Genomic DNA, 18,855 nt, shown 5'->3' with positions numbered 1-18,855 from the left:
TATCGCTAGTCTAAAGAATCTCCCTGAATCTAGTAACGTCTATAAAAGAACCTCCATGAAGCGATCGCTTCATGGAGGTTCTTTTTCCTTAGATCAGTCAACATACTTAAGAACTGCGACTTCTTTTGGCTTCAGAACTACCAACTGTCTGGTTTCTTTGGTTAGAAGGTCTGCTCCAGGGGCTTTCAGCTTCACTTTGGTTGTCTGCTCGGTATGGTTTAAGAAAAAGACAAGTGTATAGCCAGCACCTTTGCGACAGGTAACGGAGACTTCAGTAGGAGCAGCCAAGAAGTGCTGGGCATGAGTCGCTAATTTATGATTTTCCAGAATGGTCGCTAAAAATGTAGTTAGCCCTTCAAGAGACAATTCTGTTCCCACGTAATACGCATACCCATCGTCGATCTGATTCATAGTAATGGCTGGCTTATCGGACAAATAACCGGATTGGAAGGTTGCCAAAGATTCAGCACCATTTAGATGAATGACTTCCTCCCATAGAGAATTGTCGTACCGACGACCTTGGAAGTCAATTTGGTGATGGGTAGCTGCTTTCATTGGGTAAAACTCTTCTACAATGATCCCTAAGGTGTCCCTAAACAGTCCTGGATAGCCCCCAAGATAGACTTGGTCATATTCATTGACGATCCCACTAAAGAAATTCGTCAAGAAGATGCCGCCTTGTCGCACGTAATCATTGATTTTCTTACCGAAGGCTTCTGGTGCTGAATAGAGATTTGGGGCAATCACTAAAGGATAGCCGTCTAGGGATTCGGAAGGATGGACAAAGTCTACGCTCAGATTTAACGCCCTTAGCGCGCCATACAGGCTGCGTAACTGATGAATGTACTTTAAGGTGCTTGGTTTGGCATCCAATTCCAGCGCCCACCAATTTTCCCAGTCAAAGACAACCGCGACATCAGCCAAGAAGCGCGTCCCAACGATATCCGACAGTTGCGAAAATTCGTTACCTAATTGCGCACATTCACGAAAGATACGGCTTGAATGAGGATCTCCGTGAGGCACCATCGCACTATGAAATTTTTCCGCACCGCCACGAGACTGCCGCCATTGGAAGAACATGATGCCATCAGCGCCATGAGCGAGCGCTTCATAACTCCAAAGACGCAGCTGGTTGGGTGTCTTGGCACCATTGATTTGCCGCCAATTAACGGCGCTGGTGGCTTGTTCCATGATCAAAAAAGGTTTTTTCTTTAAACTACGAGTTAGATCGTTAGCAAGAAATTGCGGGTAAGGGATCTTTTCAAAGGGATTCGGGTACGAATTCCAGCTAACTACATCCATTTCGGGTGCCCATTTAAACCCATCCACGTATTTGTGCAAGCCCATCAGATTGGTCATGTAAGGGATTCCTTGTGAATATTTTGCGATCGCCGCCTTTTCGAGTTGATAGAGCTCCAGATTCATGTCGGAAAGAAAACGGCGATAGTCTAACTGCTGCGCAGGATTTTTGAAGGTCGGCATCGCTTCAGGTAGAAAAATTTCCTCCCAGCTGCCATATGATTGACTCCAAAACTTGGTTGACCAAGCATCATTCAATCCAGCGATGGTCTGATATTTCTCTGCTAACCATGTCTGAAATCTTTTCCGACAATGATCGCAATAACACTCGTGGATGTGACAGGTATATTCGTTATTGATATGCCACATGACTAGCCCTGGATGATTGGCATAACGGTTTGCGACTGCTTCCGACAAATCGGTGGCATATTGACGATAGATAGGGGAAGTCGGACAGTAGTGCTGGCGCGCCCCATGAACCAGTCGATTGCCATGAATGGTCACAGGCAGCATCTCAGGATGTTTTTGAACAAGCCAAGCGGGAGGCGAAGCCGTTCCATTGGCTAGGTCGATCATGATATTGTTTTCATATAAAAGATTCATCAACCAGTCCAGAAAGTCAAAATCATAGGTGGATTCATCTGGCTGCAGATTGACCCAGCCAAAAATATTTATACTTACATAGTTCACACCTGCTTCTTTCATTAAGCGCATATCTTCAAGAATGACTTCTTTAGACCATTGTTCAGGATTGTAGTCGGCACCATAGTAAAGTTGACGTTGCGTTTTCATCAAATCGCTCCTTTATAGACGTTTCTTTAGCATCAAGATACTTGAATCATAGCAAATATTTATCAGTTTGATAGCGGTATCATTTGAAAATCATGAAATGATCCAAAAAAACAAAAATAATTCAATCTGGTTTCGCAGCTAGGACTATCGTCCATCAGTTCTTTTGCCTTGCTGTTTTTTTAACAAAAATATACAATTGAAAAAGGCGGTAAATTAAAGTATCTAGAATTTACATTCTTAGAAAGTTGTTTTTTTATCGGAGGTTTCTTTTTGCTGAAATGCATGTTTATAACTATAGGATCCAAAAAAACTTTGAATTACGAGTAGAAAAAACACGATGAGTCAGAGAAATGAATAATTATGTGATGAGGAATCAAAAAAATGAATGACATAAGTTATTCAATAAAATTGCCAAGAAGGAGAGACAAGCTCATGAACCAGCCAATACAGATTTTTTCTGAGATTGCCCCTTTAAAACGGGTGCTGCTGCATCGTCCAGGCGCAGAATTAGAAAACTTGATGCCGGATTATCTTGATCGATTGTTGTTTGATGATATTCCTTTTTTAACCCAAGCGCAAAAAGAACATGATTTTTTTGCGGATACGTTAAGAAGCAAAGGGGTGGAAGTCCTTTATTTGGAGGATCTAGCTGCTGAAACATTGACAACAACTGGTGCCAAAGAGGCCTTTTTAGAAGACTATTTAAATGAAACAACGATCCTTGATGAAGAGATTCGCAACGAAGTGCGCAACTTTTTCCTGTCGATTAAAGACAATCGCGCCTTTATCGATCATACGATGGCGGGCTTGAAAAAAAGTGAGGTAGAAATTTCAAAAGCCAGTAACTTAACGGCAATTGTTGAAACAGAATATCCTTTCTTGATCGATCCAATGCCAAACTTGTATTTCACGCGAGATCCGTTTGCGACGATTGGTCACAGTGTTTCCTTGAATCGAATGTATTCTGCAACGAGAAGACGGGAAACCCTCTACGGAAAACAAATTTTTACGCACCATCCGATGTTTGCCCGCAATGAGACGAACTTTTTGTATCATCGGGACGAAACGACGCGGATGGAAGGCGGGGATCAGCTGATTTTATCAGATAAAATCGTGGCGATCGGGATCTCTCAACGAACAGAAGTTGCCTCAATTGAAAAAATTGCCGAAACGATTTTTGCCACAGAACCGAGTTTCGAACATATCTTGGCATTTAATATCGGCGAGGAACGAAAATTTATGCATTTAGATACGGTCTTCACGATGGTGGATCATGATAAGTTCACGATCCATCCAGAAATCGAGGGAGAACTTTCGCTGTATTCAATCACTAAACACAAGGACGGTGTGCGAGTATATGAGGAAAAAGATACGTTGGAAAACATTCTTTGCCGTTATTTAGATTTGCCTGAAGTACACTTGATCCGCTGTGGTGGCGACGATTTAGCAGCGGCAGCTAGAGAGCAATGGAATGATGGGTCTAATACCTTGGCGATTGCACCTGGAGAAGTCGTGGTCTATGACCGCAACACCATTACCAATGGGCTGTTAAAAGAGGCAGGAGTCATTTTGAATGAAATCTCGGGCAGCGAATTGGTTCGCGGACGCGGGGGCCCCCGCTGTATGAGTATGCCGTTTATACGTGAGTAGGACAATTATTTGTTATTTTAAATGCTTGTCTTTTCTTTAGAAGCATTTAAGTTAAGAAAAAGACGAGAAAAAACTAAAAGAAAGATTTGAAACATCATTTTGTTTCTAATCTTTCTTTTTTGTCATCATTTAACCTCCAATAAAATGAAAAGGATTTCTTTTTGTGAAAATGTGTAATTTTTGTGACTTTTATATGTAAAGACTATAAAAAAACGCTAGGAACCTTGTTCTATCGCAAAATTTATGTTACGGTTATATTAGAAAACGGAAATAGGTGAAGGTATTTGCCACTTATTGATTTTTGACACCCTACGATCAGCGAATGCCATATGCTTGATTTGTAGTGGTTTTTTTTGCGGAAAAAAAGTGAAAGCAGGTGAGAAAATGACAGTAGATGCCATTCGATTATTACAAGAAGCAGAGCAATTTGCGGAAAATAAAAATAAAGAAGCAGAAGCAGAAAAAAAACAATTGGCACAAGCAAGAGAAGAACGGTTGAAGGCGTTTAAAAAAGAGTTGGCAGAAAAAGAAGCCCAACAAAAAGAAGCAATCAACCAAAAAATCGCAGCTGAGTTGGTACAGTCTAAGGAACCACTCTTGGCTAAGACCCAAGCAGAAGTGGAAACACTGCGAACGATCCCTAATGAATTGAAAGAAGAAGCATTAGCAATAATAATAAATAAGGTTGTGACATAAATGGCAATTGCAAAAATGCAAAAGTTCAGTCTGTTGACCTTTTACGATCAGAAAGAAGCTGTTTTAGAGCAGCTGCAAGACTTTCAAGGCGTAGAACTGCTTTCTTCGGAAAAATATTATGATTCTGAAGAAACGACGGGTGTTTTGACACCGGTTCGCGAGGAACAGTCTGAAGAAGAAATGGAGAACCAGTTTGGTCAAGTCAACTGGAGCTTAAATTTTTTAGAAGAATATGTACCCAAAAAAGGAATGCTGGCACAACTGCGGCAACCAATCAAAAAATATACCCTTCAAGAATTGGCTGAAACAGCCCACACCTATCCTTGGCAAGAATTATGCCAAACCCTTCGTAAACAAGACAAACGTCTTCGCTTGATTGATCAAGAAAAACGCGATGTATTAGCACAAGAAGCAGAACTGTCGATCTGGAAGTATTTCAAAGAACGACCAGCTGTTTTAAAAGAATTAAAAAAATCAGGTGGCTTGTTAGGATCGATTCCTACTTCTGAAATGGCTGACTTTACGACCAACAGTGAAAAGCTGCCGCTTGTCTATGTCGAAACCATTTATCAATCACAAACGACAACTTACTTATTGGTACTTTTCCATAAAGATGTAAAAGAAAAAGTAACTACTCTTCTAAAGAAAGCAGCCTTCGAGCAATACATCTACCCTTATGAGGGGATTCCAGAAGAAGATCTGCAAACGATGAAAGAAAAATCCCAACGTCTAATTGATGAAGAAAAAGAAATCAAAGCTTCTCTTGGTGCGATGACAAAAGAGCAAGAAACCTTGCGGATCGTTGCCGAGTATTTAGATGGAGCGATCACCCGCTTAAAAAGCAGTAAAATGCTTTTGCGTTCGACTCATGCGGTATCGATTTCTGGCTGGGTTCCTGTTGATGGGGCGGCCGAATTAGAAAAACGTATCAAAAAAGGGACCACGGATAACTATTACCTCGAATACCAAGAAGTGACGGAAAAAGAGCTGGCTGATGTGCCGATTTTATTAGAAAACGCACGTTGGATCAAACCTTTTGAAGGACTTGTTCGGATGTACAGCTTGCCGCAATATGACGAGTTAGATCCGACACCATTTATGGCGCCTTTTTACATGGTGGCATTCGGGATGATGGTTGCCGATTTTGGCTATGGGTTGCTCTTGTTTCTGGCGACATTCCTGGGGAAAAAGCTGTTCCACCTCAGCAAAGGGCTGGAACAAAATTTGACCCTCTTTCAGTTGTGCTCGATCCCTACGATTATTTGGGGCTTGATCTATGGCAACTTCTTTGGATTTGAATTCTCATTCCAACTGTTGTCTGCCCAGGATGATGTCAATCAGATCTTAGTCTTATCCGTGATCTTTGGGTATATTCAGATCATGTTTGGCTTGGCGCTGAAATTCTATATTTTATGGAAGAAAAAAGACCAGAAACTGGCTGCGATGTTCCAAGCCGGTTCGTGGATCGTCTTTTTGATCAGTGTCGTTTTTGTCGCCGCAGGAATGCTGCTTTTCCCTGACACCCCGTTACAAATGATTGGGATCGTAATGATCGCTGCCAGTCTTTTAGCAGTGGCAATCGGAGGCAGTTTAGAAGGAAAAACGTTGGCAGGAAAAATCGGTTCTGGATTGTACGGATTGATGGATGTGACCAATTATGTTGGTGACTTGATCAGTTACACCCGTCTGATGGCGTTAGGGGTTGCCGGCGGAAGTATCGCCTCAGCCTTCAACTTGATCATTAGCTACTTGCCGCCAGCAGCCCGGTTCACCGTCGGTATCTTATTATTTGTGGCGCTACATGGCCTGAATATTTTCTTAAGTTACCTTAGTGCGTATGTTCATGGTATTCGCTTGCAGTATTTGGAGTATTTTGGAAAATTCTTTACGGGGGGCGGACGTGCCTTTGACCCGTTCAAATCAAATGAAAATTATGTAGAGATCATCTCAGAAGAAAAGTTACAGGAGGATAATAATGGAAAATTGGATTAGTTTCTTTTACGAAAATGGTGGAATTGTTTTTGCAGCTTTAGGTGTAGCGACCGCAACGATTTGTGGTGGTATCGGATCAACGATCGGTGTGGGGATGACCAGTGAAGCAGCATCAGGCTTGATCTCAGAGCAGCCAGAGAAATTCGGGCAAGCGTTGATTTTGGAATTGCTTTCTAGTACCCAGGGGCTATACGGCTTTGTAATCTCCTTTATGATTTTTGGTCAGATCAGTGGTTCGATCTCATTCGATCGCGGGTTGTATTTGTTTATCGCTTCATTACCGATCGCGTTAACAGCAATTATCGCCGGTAAATGGCAAGGACGTGCCGCAAGTGCTGCGATGCAGATTTTAGCAAAAAAACCAGAACATGTGACCAAAGGAATTATCTTGGTAGCGATGATGGAAACGTATTGTATTTTAGGGTTCGTGATTTCCTTCTTGCTTGTCTTGAATTAAGAGGAGGGAAAAGTGAATGTCTGATATTACACGTTTAACTGACAAAATAACCGCTGATGCGGAAAAGAAATACCAGCTTCAAATCAAAGAAGCACAAAAAGAAAGTGAAAACCAAGAAAATTTAAAACGAGCACAGTTAGAAAAAGAGCTTAATGAACGGTTAGCTTTTTATGAAAAAGAAAAACGCGCTGCGATGTATTTGGAAATCTCAGATGTGCATATCCAATCAAGAAACAAGGTCTTGGCAGCAAAGCAGTCCGTCTTAGATGAGCTGTTTTCTGAGGCTCTGACCCGTTTGAACACGATGGATCAGGCAGCATTTTATACGTTTATCGCGAAAGGCTTGGCGAATGCACGGTTAACTGGTGAGGTCGAGTTGCTTTTAGGCGAGAAGTCCCGTCATTTCGTTGATGAGGAATTCCTTACTAAGTTGCAAGCATCGGTCCCAGAGGTTCAGTTGAAACTGGTAAATAAAACGATCCCTCGTAAGGGTGGCTTTTTGTTGCGACAAGAAGCAATTGAGTTGAATTTTACCTTTGATGCGCTACTAGAAGCCAACAAAGAAGAGTTAAGCAATACGTTACTGCAATTGATTTTTGAACAGTAAGCAGGTGCAAACAGATGAATGACATCAAATATAATACGTTGAATACGAGAATTCGGACGTATGAATCGCAATTATTCGATCGTAGTCGCTATGAGCGAATGCTCTCAGCTGCCAGCGCAGAGGAAATCTATGGGATGCTGCAAGAAACGGTTTATGGTGACTTCATCAATGAAGATGATCGTGTACACGATTTTGAACAAGTCCTGATGGCTGAGTTGAAACGGGTATACGAAACGATGTATCAGTTGACACCAGAAAAAGCGATCGTTGATTTCTTTGCTTTGAAATATGACTATCAAAATCTGAAAGTTTTAGTAAAAGCGGCATATATGCAAGAAGATTTTTCGGCGTATCTCGTCCCAATCGGCACCCAGCCACTTTCCGTCCTTAAAGATCTGGTCAAGACCAGAAAAAGTACTCAGGTCGCGCAAGAGATGGTTGCCTGTGTGGAAGAAGTCTTTTCTTATATTGAGAACTATCATGAAGTCCAGTCCATCGATATCATCTTTGACAACCATTATTGGGAGCAATTATGGACGATCGGTAAAGAATACCAAGACGAGTTGCTGCAAAGCTTGATTCGCCGTCAAATCGATATCTTCAATATTTCAACAACGTTGCGCAGTTACGCGATGAAACGCAAGCGCGGCTTTATCAGCGCAGTTTTAGCCGACCATGGGAATTTACCTGCAAGTGAGTTGTTAGCAGAAATCACAACTTCTCTTGAGGCGTTTGTGGGATACTTGCAAGGAACCCCTTATAAAGAGCTGATCAATCATAGTTATGAAGAATTGGTAGAAAAGAAGACCTTGAATACCTTTGATATACGCAAAGACAATTTTCTAATGGCGAAGCTCAAAGAACAAAAAATCGTGCCTTTTGGGCCGTCAGCATTGGCAGGGTATCTGTATGCCAAGGAAATTGAAAGCAAGAATTTGCGTATTCTCTTGATTGGTAAAATCAATAAGGTGCCAGAAGAGATTTTAAGAAGTCGGGTGCGTGATAGTTATGCATAAAAAAATAGCAATGATGGGTGGTAAGAACTCGATCTTGCCTTTCAAAGGGCTGGGGATCGATATCTTTCCAGTCAGCGATTTGGATGAAGCCGCCCAACAATTAGAAGAGATGGCTGAAGCGTATGGTGTGATCTTTTTGACCGAGCGGTTGATCGAGCAATTAGAACCGATCGTTCGTCGTTACGAAGAACTACCGACACCAGCGATCATTCCGATTCCAAGTAGTACGGGTAGTTTAGGGATCGGCATGGCACGCATTCAGCAAAATGTGGAAAAAGCGGTAGGAATGAATATATTAGATTCATAACAGACAAGTCAGCCAGCTAGGAGGAATAAATGTGGCATTTGGCACAATTGAAAAAGTATCGGGACCACTGGTCACCGCCTCAGGATTAAGTGGCGCAAAAATCCACGAAATCTGCAAAGTCAGTGACAAGGGCCTTATCGGTGAGATCATTGAGATCAAAAAAGGGCTGGTTTCGATCCAAGTATACGAAGAAACAGCGGGGATCGGACCAGGCGAGCCCGTAGAAACGACAGGCGCACCATTGTCTGTCGAACTAGCACCAGGTTTGTTGACTCAGATGTTTGATGGGATCCAACGACCATTAGATACATTTATGTCGCAAACAGAGAGTGATTTTTTGGAGCGGGGGGTCACCATCGATCCACTGAATCGCCAAAAGAAATGGACCTTCGTCCCACAAGTACAAGTCGGCGATACTGTACAAGCCGGTGATATTTTAGGTTCAGTACAAGAAACTTCGGTGATCGAGCATAAGATCATGGTGCCACCAAACTATGAAGGAACCGTCAAAGAAATCATGGTGGGAAATTTTGCGATTACTGAAGTGATCTGTGTTTTAGAAACCATCGATGGTGAAAAATCCTTGACGATGGTTCAGAAATGGCCAGTGCGTCAACCGCGGCCAGTTACTGCTAAATTAAATCCAGGCGAACCGCTAGTCACTGGACAGCGAGTCATCGACACCTATTTTCCAGTGGCAAAAGGCGGCTCAGCTGCTGTTCCTGGACCTTTTGGTGCTGGAAAAACAGTCGTTCAGCATCAGATCGCTAAATGGTCAGATGTGGATATCGTGGTCTATGTCGGTTGCGGTGAGCGGGGCAACGAAATGCGGGATGTCATGAACGAATTTCCTGAGTTGATCGATCCGAATACCGGCAAGTCGATCATGGAACGAACGGTATTGATCGCCAATACGTCGAATATGCCAGTTGCTGCTCGGGAAGCCTCGATCTATACAGGAATCACGATCGCGGAATATTACCGTGACATGGGCTATAGTGTTGCCATCATGGCAGACTCAACTTCTCGTTGGGCAGAAGCACTGCGGGAAATGAGTGGGCGCTTGCAAGAGATCCCAGGAGATGAAGGCTATCCGGCTTACCTTGGAAGTCGAATTGCGGAATACTATGAGCGAGCAGGGCGTTTCCATTCATTAGGCACGCAGCCTCGAGAAGGAAGCATTACCGCAATTGGTGCGGTTTCACCTGCTGGAGGAGACATCTCAGAACCGGTCACTCAAAATACCTTGCGAATCGTGAAAGTCTTTTGGGCATTGGATAGTATGTTGGCGCAAAAGCGGCATTTTCCATCCATCAACTGGATGAATTCCTATTCCCTTTATGAGGATCAAATCAATTCTTATTTGGATCAATTATTAGGTGATCGCTGGTCGGAGCTAGTCAATGAATCCATGGCGATTCTCCAAGAGGAAAGCCGATTAGAAGAAATCGTTCAGCTGGTAGGGATGGACTCTCTTTCCCAGAAAGACCGCTTGACGATGATGACTGCTCGTTCTTTAAGACAAGACTACTTGCAGCAAAACGCCTTCGATGACGTTGATACGTACACTTCCCGCAACAAGCAGTTCAAGATGCTGGAAAACATTCTCTACTTTAATGAACAAGCACAGCGTGCATTGCAGCTAGGTGCTTACTTAGATGAGATCACCAAAGGAACGGTTGATCTGCGTGAGCGCATCGCCCGCAGCAAATACATTCCTGAAGAAGAATTGACTCGCTTGGATACGATCAAGCATGACATCAAAGAAATGTTACAACGAATCATTGAAACTGGAGGTGTTCATTGATGTTGAAAGAATATCGTACAGTTTCCGAAATTGCTGGCCCCTTAATGGTGGTCGAAAATGTTCGAGGCGTGAAATTCGACGAACTCGTTGAGGTCCGCATGGACACAGGCGAGATCCGTCAAGGACAAGTACTGGAAGTCAGTGATGACAATGCTGTTGTCCAAGTCTTTGAAGGTACCAGTAATTTGAGTGCAGAAGAAAGCAAAGCAAGATTTCTAGGGACTGGTTTGACGCTAGGAGTTTCTCTAGATATGATGGGCCGGGTGTTTGACGGTTTAGGAAAACCAAAAGATAATGGCCCGAGAATCTTGCCAGAAAAACGCATCGATGTAAACGGTGAAGCCATCAATCCGATGGCGAGGGACTTCCCAGATGAATTTATCCAAACGGGGATCTCAACGATCGATCATTTAAATACATTAGTTCGTGGACAAAAACTACCAATTTTTTCTGCGTCTGGTTTGCCTCATAAAGAGATCGCTGCTCAAATCGCACGACAAGCAACAGTACCTAGCCAAGAAGGCAATTTCGCGATCGTCTTCGCAGCAATTGGGATCCCTTTTGAAGAAGCTGAATTTTTCGTGGATGAATTCCGCAAAACCGGTGCGTTAGATCGTTCTGTTTTGTTTATGAACCTTGCCAATGATCCAGCAATCGAACGGATCGCTACACCTAAGATGGCATTGACCGCAGCAGAGTATTTGGCTTTTGAAAAAGGCATGCACGTCTTAGTGATCATGACCGATATGACGAATTACTGTGAAGCGTTGCGAGAAATCTCCGCTGCCCGCCGAGAAGTTCCAGGACGTCGAGGCTATCCAGGGTATCTATACACCAATTTAGCGACGCTGTATGAACGGGCAGGACGTTTGATGGGCAAAGAAGGATCGGTCACACAAATACCGATCTTAACGATGCCAGATGGCGATAAAACCCACCCGATTCCTGATTTGACCGGCTATATCACGGAAGGACAAATTATTTTGTCGCGGGACCTTTACAAGCGTAATATCAACCCGCCAGTGGATATTTTACCAAGTCTTTCACGGTTGAAGGACAAAGGAACGGGAGAAGGTAAGACCCGTGCCGATCATGCGGCAACGATGAATCAAATCTATGCCGCCTATTCCGATGGGAAAGCTGCCAAAGAGCTATCGATCGTTTTAGGGGAGTCTGCCTTATCTGACCTTGATAAAAAGTACGCGCGCTTTGCTGATCTTTTTGAAAAAGAGTACGTCAATCAAGGATTTGAAACCAATCGGACGATTGAAGAAACGTTAGATTTAGGCTGGAAGCTATTAGCTACCTTGCCAAAACAAGAGTTGAGCCGTATCAAAGAAGAATTTATCGACGCCTATTACCCAACGGACGAGGATGTGAGTTCTTAATGGCGATCTTAAATGTCAATCCGACACGGATGGAACTAAGTCGTTTGAAAAAGCGGCTGACGACGGCAACCCGTGGTCACAAATTATTGAAAGACAAGCAAGATGAGCTAGTACGTCAGTTCATTCAGCTAGTAAAGAAAAACCAGGAACTTCGTAAAAAGATGGAGACCGCATTGCAAGCAGGAATGGAAGAGTATGTGCTGGCTTCTAGTAGTATTCCCGATGTCGTTTTGCAAGAAGCCTTTATGATCCCTTTGAATAAAGTGACCTTAGATGTGCAAAGCCGAACCATCATGAATATGGATGTGCCAGTGTTGAACCCTGTTTACGAAGAAGAAAGCTCGGATGATGATTTTTCCTACGGTTTTGTGAGTACCACCAGTGAGCTGGATCTCTCGTTGTCCCATCTGGATCAAATGCTACCAGTGATGCTGCAGTTGGCCGAGATCGAGAAAACCTGTCAACTGATGGCCAATGAGATCGAACGGACGAGACGAAGAGTCAATGCGTTAGAGTATATGACGATTCCCAAGCTGACAGAAACCATTCAATACATCGAAAGCAATCTGGCAGAAGACGAACGAGCAACATTGACTCGCTTGATGAAGGTAACGGACATCATTGCAGAAAATGAAGCGAAGTAAGGCTTTTGCAAGCAGTGTGATTACAGCAAAAGGCACGTAGAAATGAAGCGACCCCCAAAAGTTAGACCAAAAATCTAACTTTTGGGGGTCGTTATTTGTATGGCAAAATATCCTTTTGAATTAAAACTAAAAATCGTTAAAGAATATCTTAGTGGCGTGGGCGGATATCGGTATCTTGCCAACAAATACGGTATTTCAAGCAAGTCTCAAGTAAGTAATTGGGTGAATGCCTATCGTGAATACGGAGAGGAAGGTCTATTGAGAAAACATCAAAATCAGAAATATTCTGTTCAATTTAAGTTAAATGCGCTAGAGTTATATCAAACAAGTGAGATGTCCTACCGAGAAGTTGCTAGCACTTTAGAAATGAACAACCCTGCGCTTATTGCCAATTGGATGCGTAGTTTCAGAGAAGCAGGTATTGAGGGGCTCTCAAAAGAGAAAGGGCGACCACTTACTTTGACTAGAAAAAAAGAAAACAAAAAAGAAAATACAACAACTAAAGAACGCGATCGTATCAAGGCATTAGAAAAGCAAGTCCGATCCCTTCAAATTGAGAATGCCTTTTTAAAAGAGTTGAGGAAGCTGCGAAAACAGGAAGCCCAGCAAAGACGCAAGAATCAATCGCACGAATCATCGCCAGCCTCCGAGGATCATTCAAACTAGTTGAGCTTCTTGAAACATTGAAATTTCCTAAAGCAACCTATATGTATTGGCAGAAACGGTTTGACAGACCAAACCCAGACCAAGAAATTGAAGAAAAAATGCTTGAAATTCGCAAAGATCATAAAGATTATGGCTGTCTGCGACTAAAAAAAGAATTAGAGAATCAAGGGATTCATGTCAATAAAAAGAAGATTCAACGTCTGATAAAAAAACTAGGTATCGAAGTAAAGTCTTACACTCGAAAATCTCGACGGTACAATTCTTATCGTGGGAAGGTTGGCACTGTCGCCAAAAATCGTATTCATCGTCGGTTTTATACAAATATCTGTCACCAAAAAATTACAACTGATACCACAGAGTTTAAGTATTATGAAGTAGACACCACAGGTGTCGTTCGTCAGAAAAAGCTGTATTTAGATCCTTTCATGGATTTCTACAATAGTGAAATTCTATCTTATCGGATTTCTGAAAAACCAAACGCACTAGCCATAATGGAAGGATTAGAAGAAGCAATCCAGATGACAAATGATTGTCCATTTCGTAGAACCTTCCATTCAGATCAAGGATGGGCCTATCAAATGAATGCTTATAAGAATAAATTGAAGCAGCATAAAATCTTCCAGAGTATGTCTCGTAAAGGGAATTGTTTAGATAACTCACCTATGGAAAACTTCTTTGGTTTATTAAAGCAAGAGATTTTTCATGGAGAAGTCTATCGGAGTTTAGATGAATTGAAAACAAAAATTGACCAATATATCTATTATTACAACCATAAACGCATCAAAAAGAAATTAAATTGGCGAAGTCCGGTTCAGTTTCGAGAAGCTGTAAAAACAGCTGTCTAACAGTTAATTTTATCGTACAAAAAAGGAGTGGATTTCTCCACTCCATAAAAGTCTAACTTTTTGGGGTCACTACAAAAGGAGGATTCTTTCTACGTGCCTTTTTTGCTTGTTAAGAGCGTAAGAGCAGTTGGTCATCTTTCAACTCAGCACCACTATTTTGATGGAACATTTCCATCAATTCAGGGACCGTCAAATGCTGCTTTTGCTCACCGGCAATGTCTACGACGATCTTGCCTTGATGAAGCATGATCAGGCGATTGCCATAACGAATGGCATCTTCCATGTCATGAGTGACCATGAAAGCCGTCAACTGTTGGGACCGAATCAACTGATCGGTCAATGCCATGACCGTCAATGAGGTTTTAGGATCAAGGGCCGCGGTATGTTCATCTAATAAAATCAATTTAGGCTGCTGCAACGTTGCCATCAAGAGGGTGATGGCTTGCCGCTGTCCGCCTGATAGCAAACCGATCTCAGCAGAAAGGCGATTTTCTAAGCCTAAGTTTAAGCTGGCTAACTTCTCTTGGAAAAACGCGCGGTTTTTCGCTTTGACGCCTGTTGCAAATCCGCGGACTTGGCCGCGTTTGTAAGCCAATGCTAAATTTTCTTCAACGGTCAAACGAACCGCGGTCCCCATACGTGGATCTTGAAAGACCCGACTAATATCTTTTGACCGTTTGGTCACGGATAAACGGGTAATGTCTTTCCCATCTAAGGTGATTTTTCCTTGTTCTGTTGGGATCGTTCCTGCGATACTGTTTAAGAGGGTCGATTTTCCAGCACCATTCCCACCGATGATCGTAATAAAATCACCGGTATTCATTGTCAGGTCAATGCCTCGCAAGACATGGTTTTCATTGATCGTTCCTTTTTCAAAGGTTTGGTGTAGATTCTCGATTGTTAAGACTGAAGTCATTAGGATTGGCCTCCTTTGGTTTTTGGCAGCATCTTTTTAAGTCCTAGTTTTGAACGAAGCTGCGGTAAGGAGAGGCAGATGACTAAGACGATTGCAGATGCCAATTTGATATCGTTGGCCTCGACATTGAATTCGAATACGACGGCCAAGATAAAGCGATAAACGATTGCCCCGATCACGATGGTGATCAATCGCAAAAGCAAAGATTTATTGGCAAATAAAACTTCTGCAATAATGATCGATGCTAAACCGATCACGATCGTACCGATCCCTGAGTTCAAATCAGCGAAGCCATTGTTTTGGGCTAAGAGGGCACCAGAGAGGGCGATACAGCCATTAGAGATCATATAGCCGATAATCTTCATGTTATCAGTGTTGATGCCGTTGGCCTCGCTCATAGCTAAATTGTCGCCCGTCGCTCGCAATGCTAAGCCGATCTCTGTACGGAAAAAGAGGAACAAGCACAAAATGACGATTGCCGCGAAGAGAAAGCCTGCAAGAATCACGGCATTGTTTTTGGTCAGTCCCATGGCTTGAAATTGGGTGAAGACCGTGTCTTGCCCCAGCAAGGCGATGTTGGGAGCACCCATCACACGATTTGTGATGGAATACAGTCCAGTCATCGTGATGATCCCCGCCAATAAGGCAGGGATTTTTAGTTTTGTGTGCAGCAGACCAGATACTAAGCCGGCTACCATGCCGCCGCCAAAGCCCATCAGACTCGCTAAAATAGGCGAGAGACCATTCGTAATACTGATTGCTGCGATCCCAGCGCCTAAGGGGAAACTCCCTTCTGCAGTTAAATCAGCGATATCTAAAATACGAAAGGTTAAAAATACACCAATCGCCAGCAATGCCCAAAGGATCCCTTGAGAGGTGGCAGATTGTAGTAAGAGCAAGAATGTGTCGACTAAATTCATATGATTTCCTCAAATCTAAGTTAGTATGGTTATTCTGGTGCAGTGATGCTGGCAGGATCAATCCCTAAAGCAGCAGCCATCTCTTCATTGACGACTAACTCTAAATTATCCGCTGTTTCAACGGGCGTCGTTGCTGGCTCTGCATCGCCATCCAAAATTTTCGCCGCTAGTTTCCCTGTTTGAATGCCAAGGGATTTATAATCAATACCGTAAGTTGCTAGGGCACCATCATCGACTTGTTCTACGGAACCAGCGACGATCGGTGTTTTGGTTTCTTTGGCCACTTCGCCGACGATTGCAGCAGCAGAGGCAAAGGTATTATCTGTTGGAACATAAATGCCGTCAACATCTTTTGCAAGGCTGGTGGTTACTTGTTGCACATCATTGGTTGTATTGGCGGTCAATACTTTTACATCAACGCCCGCAGCTTTTAAGGCTTCTTCTGCCAAGTCAGCTTGGATTTTTGAATTGGCTTCACCTGCGTTATACATAATGCCGATCGTTTTGGCATCAGGCACGATGCTTAACAGCAAGTTGATCTGTTGCTCAATCGGCACCATGTCTGAAGTACCGGTGATGTTGCGACCAGGTTCTTCATTTGAATCGGCCAATTTCGCTCCAACTAAGTCAGTGACTGCGGTAACTACGATTGGGGTATCGGTGGTTTCATTTGCTAAAGATACAGCAGCAGGAGTGGCAATGCCTAATAAAAGATCTGGTGAGGCATTCACTAGGCGTTCGCTCATACTTTTTAAATTGTCTTGACTGTTTTGCGCATTTTGGTATTCAATCGTTAGGTTTTCACCTTCCGTGTAGCCCGCTTCTGCTAAGCCTTCTTTGAACCCTTCATAGGCTGCATTCAAGGAGCCATGTTCGACCAATTGTAAGACACCGACTGTTTTTGTTCCGTCGTTTTCTTCCGAAGTGTTGCTTGATTCTCCGCAAGCTGCCAATGCCAGTAGTGAAGCTGTCAGTAACCCAGTCGTGATCCATTTTTTCATTTTCATTGTAATTCCTCCTATGATCGTCTCTTTTTTTATGGGGGTTTACCTGAACAAAAAAATCCATTCAGACAATCGTCTAAATGGATTCGATCCTATACCAAGCGTAAACGTATATTGGCAACCATTTAGAAGATTTTCTACATGGCTGCAAGTTCAAGTTAAAATGCTTTAGCCATCATAGATACAAACAAAACTCGTTTTTGGTTTGCATCCATAATGTGATATGAATACAAACTATCTAAAGTAGCTAAAGTAAAAGGTATTCAGTTGTGGGGATACGGTCGTGTTTAACATAAAAAGTTCCTCCAAACTTGAATTGATTTTAGTATAGACAAAAAAAAGCGGACTGTCAAATGTTTTTCCTGAATTATCTGAAAATTTTTGAATAACATGCAGAAAATGTTTGGAAAACAAGTTTCGTTTCAATCATTTTCAAAAAAAGAAAAAAACTTTGTTCCTTCAAGCTTTTTAGCTAAAAAAGAAGCAAAGTTTTTTTCAGGGTCACTCGTTTTCTTCTTTATAATAACGAATGGTATTTTTGATTTCACGAATACTATAAAGCAGATCATCTTCGAAGGATTGATCTTGATCGATATCGATCGTCTCATTGAACATCGCTTCGTATTCAGCGATCGTTAGCTTTTGACGGTCATCGAGCAACGCTTGGTGTGCCGCTTGCGCCAACTGTTTTTCATAGCCGGGTACCAACAAGCCGCTGAAAAATTCAGCAACCGCTCCTGATCCGTAGCTAAATAATCCGATTCGATCATTTGCTTGCAGGCTAGAGGAATTTTCCAATAAAGAGATCAAGCCCAGATACAGTGAACCAGTATACAAGTTACCGGTACGACGGCTGTAAACGATCGATTCTTCATAGCGAGCCATCAGGCGTTTTTGTTCTGTTTCATCTTCTTCGGCAAAAACAGCCAACAAGGCTTTTTTACCCATTTTTGTATAAGGGATATGGAAGCTCAAAGCCGCATAATCTTTTGCTGTCCGCTGATTTTTTTCGCAATGGGCTTGCCAAACTTGTTTGAAAGAATCGATATAAACGGCATTTGACAAATGACCATCTACCATTGGATATTGATGTCCTACTGGACGCCAAAAATCATAAATATCTTGCGTCAACATCAAATTATCATTTTCAAGCTGCAAAATTGCTGGATCCGCCGAGATCAACATAGCAACAGCGCCCACACCTTGAGTGGGCTCGCCACCAGAAGCTAAGCCATAACGGGCGATATCTGAAGCCACGACCAAAACTTTGCTTTGTGGATTGGCTTGTACATGGGCTTTGGCAAATTGTAAGCCCGCCGTTGCGCCGTAACACGCCTCTTTGATTTCAAAGGACCGTGCAAATGGCTGGATACCTAATAGGCGATGCAAAACCACTGCCGAAGCTTTTGATTCATCGATGCCAGATTCTGTTCCGACGATCACCATATCAATTGCTTGTAAATCTTCTTTCGTAAGGATATCTTTTGCCGCGTGCATGGCAAAGGTGACGATATCTTGTGTTTTTTTATTGACCGCCATTTGATCTTGACCGATCCCGATCGTAAATTTATTCGGGTCTACCTCTCGGGCGTGAGCTAGATCAACCATATCTATAAAATAGGGGGGGACAAAAAAATTTATTTTATCAATACCAACGTTCATTCCGTCGCTCCTTTATGTTCTACATACTTAGTAGGCTACACGTTCTAAGGTATCATATTTTTTGAAAAAAATGAAAAAGAATTGATTAGAATTTAAACTTTATTAAAGAAAGTAGAAAAGGGTGCGACAACCGAATGTGGGGTATTCTTTTTTGGAGGATTTAATGATATATTTCAAGAGGAGGTGA

18 protein-coding genes (1 of these 18 cut by a window edge) are annotated in these 18,855 nt (G+C 42.6%); 13 read left to right on the top strand and 5 right to left on the bottom strand.

All coding sequences use genetic code 11. The annotated features are described in order from the left end of the window. A protein-coding gene (locus IGI77_RS12265) for an HIT family protein (protein WP_074933131.1) crosses the window boundary here: on the top strand, nt 1-9 show its end. The gene continues 444 nt to the left of window position 1, outside the view; 9 of the gene's 453 nt are visible here — the last part of the coding sequence; the start codon falls outside the window, past its left edge; its stop codon occupies nt 7-9. A gap of 84 nt (nt 10-93) precedes the next feature. Here IGI77_RS12265 and IGI77_RS12260 read toward each other — a convergent pair whose 3' ends face one another. Then, nucleotides 94-2,091 (bottom strand): beta-galactosidase, encoded by a 1,998-nt coding sequence (locus tag IGI77_RS12260; protein WP_438770150.1) that lies wholly within the window; start codon nt 2,089-2,091, stop codon nt 94-96. A 432-nt stretch (nt 2,092-2,523) separates the two neighbouring features. On the opposite strand from IGI77_RS12260, the gene arcA reads away from it, so the two are divergent. The 12 genes from arcA to IGI77_RS12200 all read left to right on the top strand — a co-directional run bounded on the left by arcA (nt 2,524) and on the right by IGI77_RS12200 (nt 14,166). Next, nucleotides 2,524-3,741, top strand: a complete 1,218-nt coding sequence (gene arcA, locus IGI77_RS12255) for an arginine deiminase (protein ID WP_010749205.1) — start codon at nt 2,524-2,526, stop codon at nt 3,739-3,741. Nucleotides 3,742-4,125: 384 nt separating this feature from the next. Then, the gene (locus IGI77_RS12250; protein ID WP_015510092.1) at nt 4,126-4,437 is read left to right on the top strand and encodes a hypothetical protein; all 312 of its coding nucleotides are present in this window, start codon (nt 4,126-4,128) and stop codon (nt 4,435-4,437) included. Continuing rightward, on the top strand, nt 4,438-6,429 hold the full coding sequence (locus IGI77_RS12245; protein WP_115232591.1) for a V-type ATP synthase subunit I: 1,992 nt from the start codon (nt 4,438-4,440) through the stop codon (nt 6,427-6,429). Next, complete coding sequence (locus IGI77_RS12240) at nt 6,413-6,886, top strand: V-type ATP synthase subunit K (protein ID WP_005229236.1); 474 nt, start codon at nt 6,413-6,415, stop codon at nt 6,884-6,886. Before IGI77_RS12245 ends, IGI77_RS12240 begins: the two co-directional genes overlap by 17 nt. A gap of 16 nt (nt 6,887-6,902) precedes the next feature. Next, entirely contained in the window at nt 6,903-7,493 is a 591-nt protein-coding gene (locus tag IGI77_RS12235; RefSeq protein WP_005229237.1) for a V-type ATP synthase subunit E, read from the top strand. Nucleotides 7,494-7,507: 14 nt separating this feature from the next. After that, a complete protein-coding gene (locus IGI77_RS12230) occupies nt 7,508-8,509 on the top strand; it encodes a V-type ATP synthase subunit C (RefSeq protein WP_005229238.1) in 1,002 nt (333 codons plus the stop codon). Next, a complete protein-coding gene (locus IGI77_RS12225; RefSeq protein WP_167822456.1) occupies nt 8,502-8,816 on the top strand; it encodes a V-type ATP synthase subunit F in 315 nt (104 codons plus the stop codon). Before IGI77_RS12230 ends, IGI77_RS12225 begins: the two co-directional genes overlap by 8 nt. Nucleotides 8,817-8,847: 31 nt before the next feature. Next, nucleotides 8,848-10,623 carry a V-type ATP synthase subunit A gene (locus IGI77_RS12220; RefSeq protein ID WP_010749209.1) on the top strand — a complete coding sequence of 592 codons (1,776 nt, stop codon included), beginning with the start codon at nt 8,848-8,850 and terminating at the stop codon, nt 10,621-10,623. Continuing rightward, the gene (locus IGI77_RS12215; protein WP_005237151.1) at nt 10,623-12,011 is read left to right on the top strand and encodes a V-type ATP synthase subunit B; all 1,389 of its coding nucleotides are present in this window, start codon (nt 10,623-10,625) and stop codon (nt 12,009-12,011) included. The genes IGI77_RS12220 and IGI77_RS12215 overlap by 1 nt, the downstream gene beginning before the upstream one ends. Further along, on the top strand, nt 12,011-12,655 hold the full coding sequence (locus IGI77_RS12210; RefSeq protein ID WP_005229243.1) for a V-type ATP synthase subunit D: 645 nt from the start codon (nt 12,011-12,013) through the stop codon (nt 12,653-12,655). The genes IGI77_RS12215 and IGI77_RS12210 overlap by 1 nt, the downstream gene beginning before the upstream one ends. A 99-nt stretch (nt 12,656-12,754) precedes the next feature. After that, the gene (locus IGI77_RS12205; protein WP_438770149.1) at nt 12,755-13,321 is read left to right on the top strand and encodes a transposase; all 567 of its coding nucleotides are present in this window, start codon (nt 12,755-12,757) and stop codon (nt 13,319-13,321) included. After that, nucleotides 13,279-14,166, top strand: a complete 888-nt coding sequence (locus tag IGI77_RS12200) for an IS3 family transposase (RefSeq protein ID WP_368408275.1) — start codon at nt 13,279-13,281, stop codon at nt 14,164-14,166. Before IGI77_RS12205 ends, IGI77_RS12200 begins: the two co-directional genes overlap by 43 nt. A 109-nt stretch (nt 14,167-14,275) precedes the next feature. On the opposite strand, the gene IGI77_RS12195 is transcribed toward IGI77_RS12200, so the two are convergent. The 4 genes from IGI77_RS12195 to IGI77_RS12180 all read right to left on the bottom strand — a co-directional run bounded on the left by IGI77_RS12195 (nt 14,276) and on the right by IGI77_RS12180 (nt 18,668). Then, complete coding sequence (locus IGI77_RS12195; protein ID WP_015510090.1) at nt 14,276-15,082, bottom strand: ABC transporter ATP-binding protein; 807 nt, start codon at nt 15,080-15,082, stop codon at nt 14,276-14,278. Beyond that, nucleotides 15,082-16,002 (bottom strand): ABC transporter permease, encoded by a 921-nt coding sequence (locus tag IGI77_RS12190; protein ID WP_005229245.1) that lies wholly within the window; start codon nt 16,000-16,002, stop codon nt 15,082-15,084. The genes IGI77_RS12195 and IGI77_RS12190 overlap by 1 nt, the downstream gene beginning before the upstream one ends. Before the next feature lie 29 nt (nt 16,003-16,031). Beyond that, nucleotides 16,032-17,009, bottom strand: coding sequence for an ABC transporter substrate-binding protein (locus tag IGI77_RS12185; RefSeq protein WP_010749214.1), 978 nt, complete (start codon nt 17,007-17,009; stop codon nt 16,032-16,034). A gap of 498 nt (nt 17,010-17,507) precedes the next feature. Next, nucleotides 17,508-18,668, bottom strand: coding sequence for a hydroxymethylglutaryl-CoA synthase (locus IGI77_RS12180; protein ID WP_074536687.1), 1,161 nt, complete (start codon nt 18,666-18,668; stop codon nt 17,508-17,510). Nucleotides 18,669-18,855: the final 187 nt, after the last annotated feature.

It is taken from the genome of Enterococcus sp. DIV0213h (assembly GCF_051711285.1).
Taxonomy (GTDB): Bacteria; Bacillota; Bacilli; order Lactobacillales; family Enterococcaceae; genus Enterococcus_D; species Enterococcus_D casseliflavus.
This window is presented reverse-complemented; position numbering and strand designations above follow the sequence as displayed.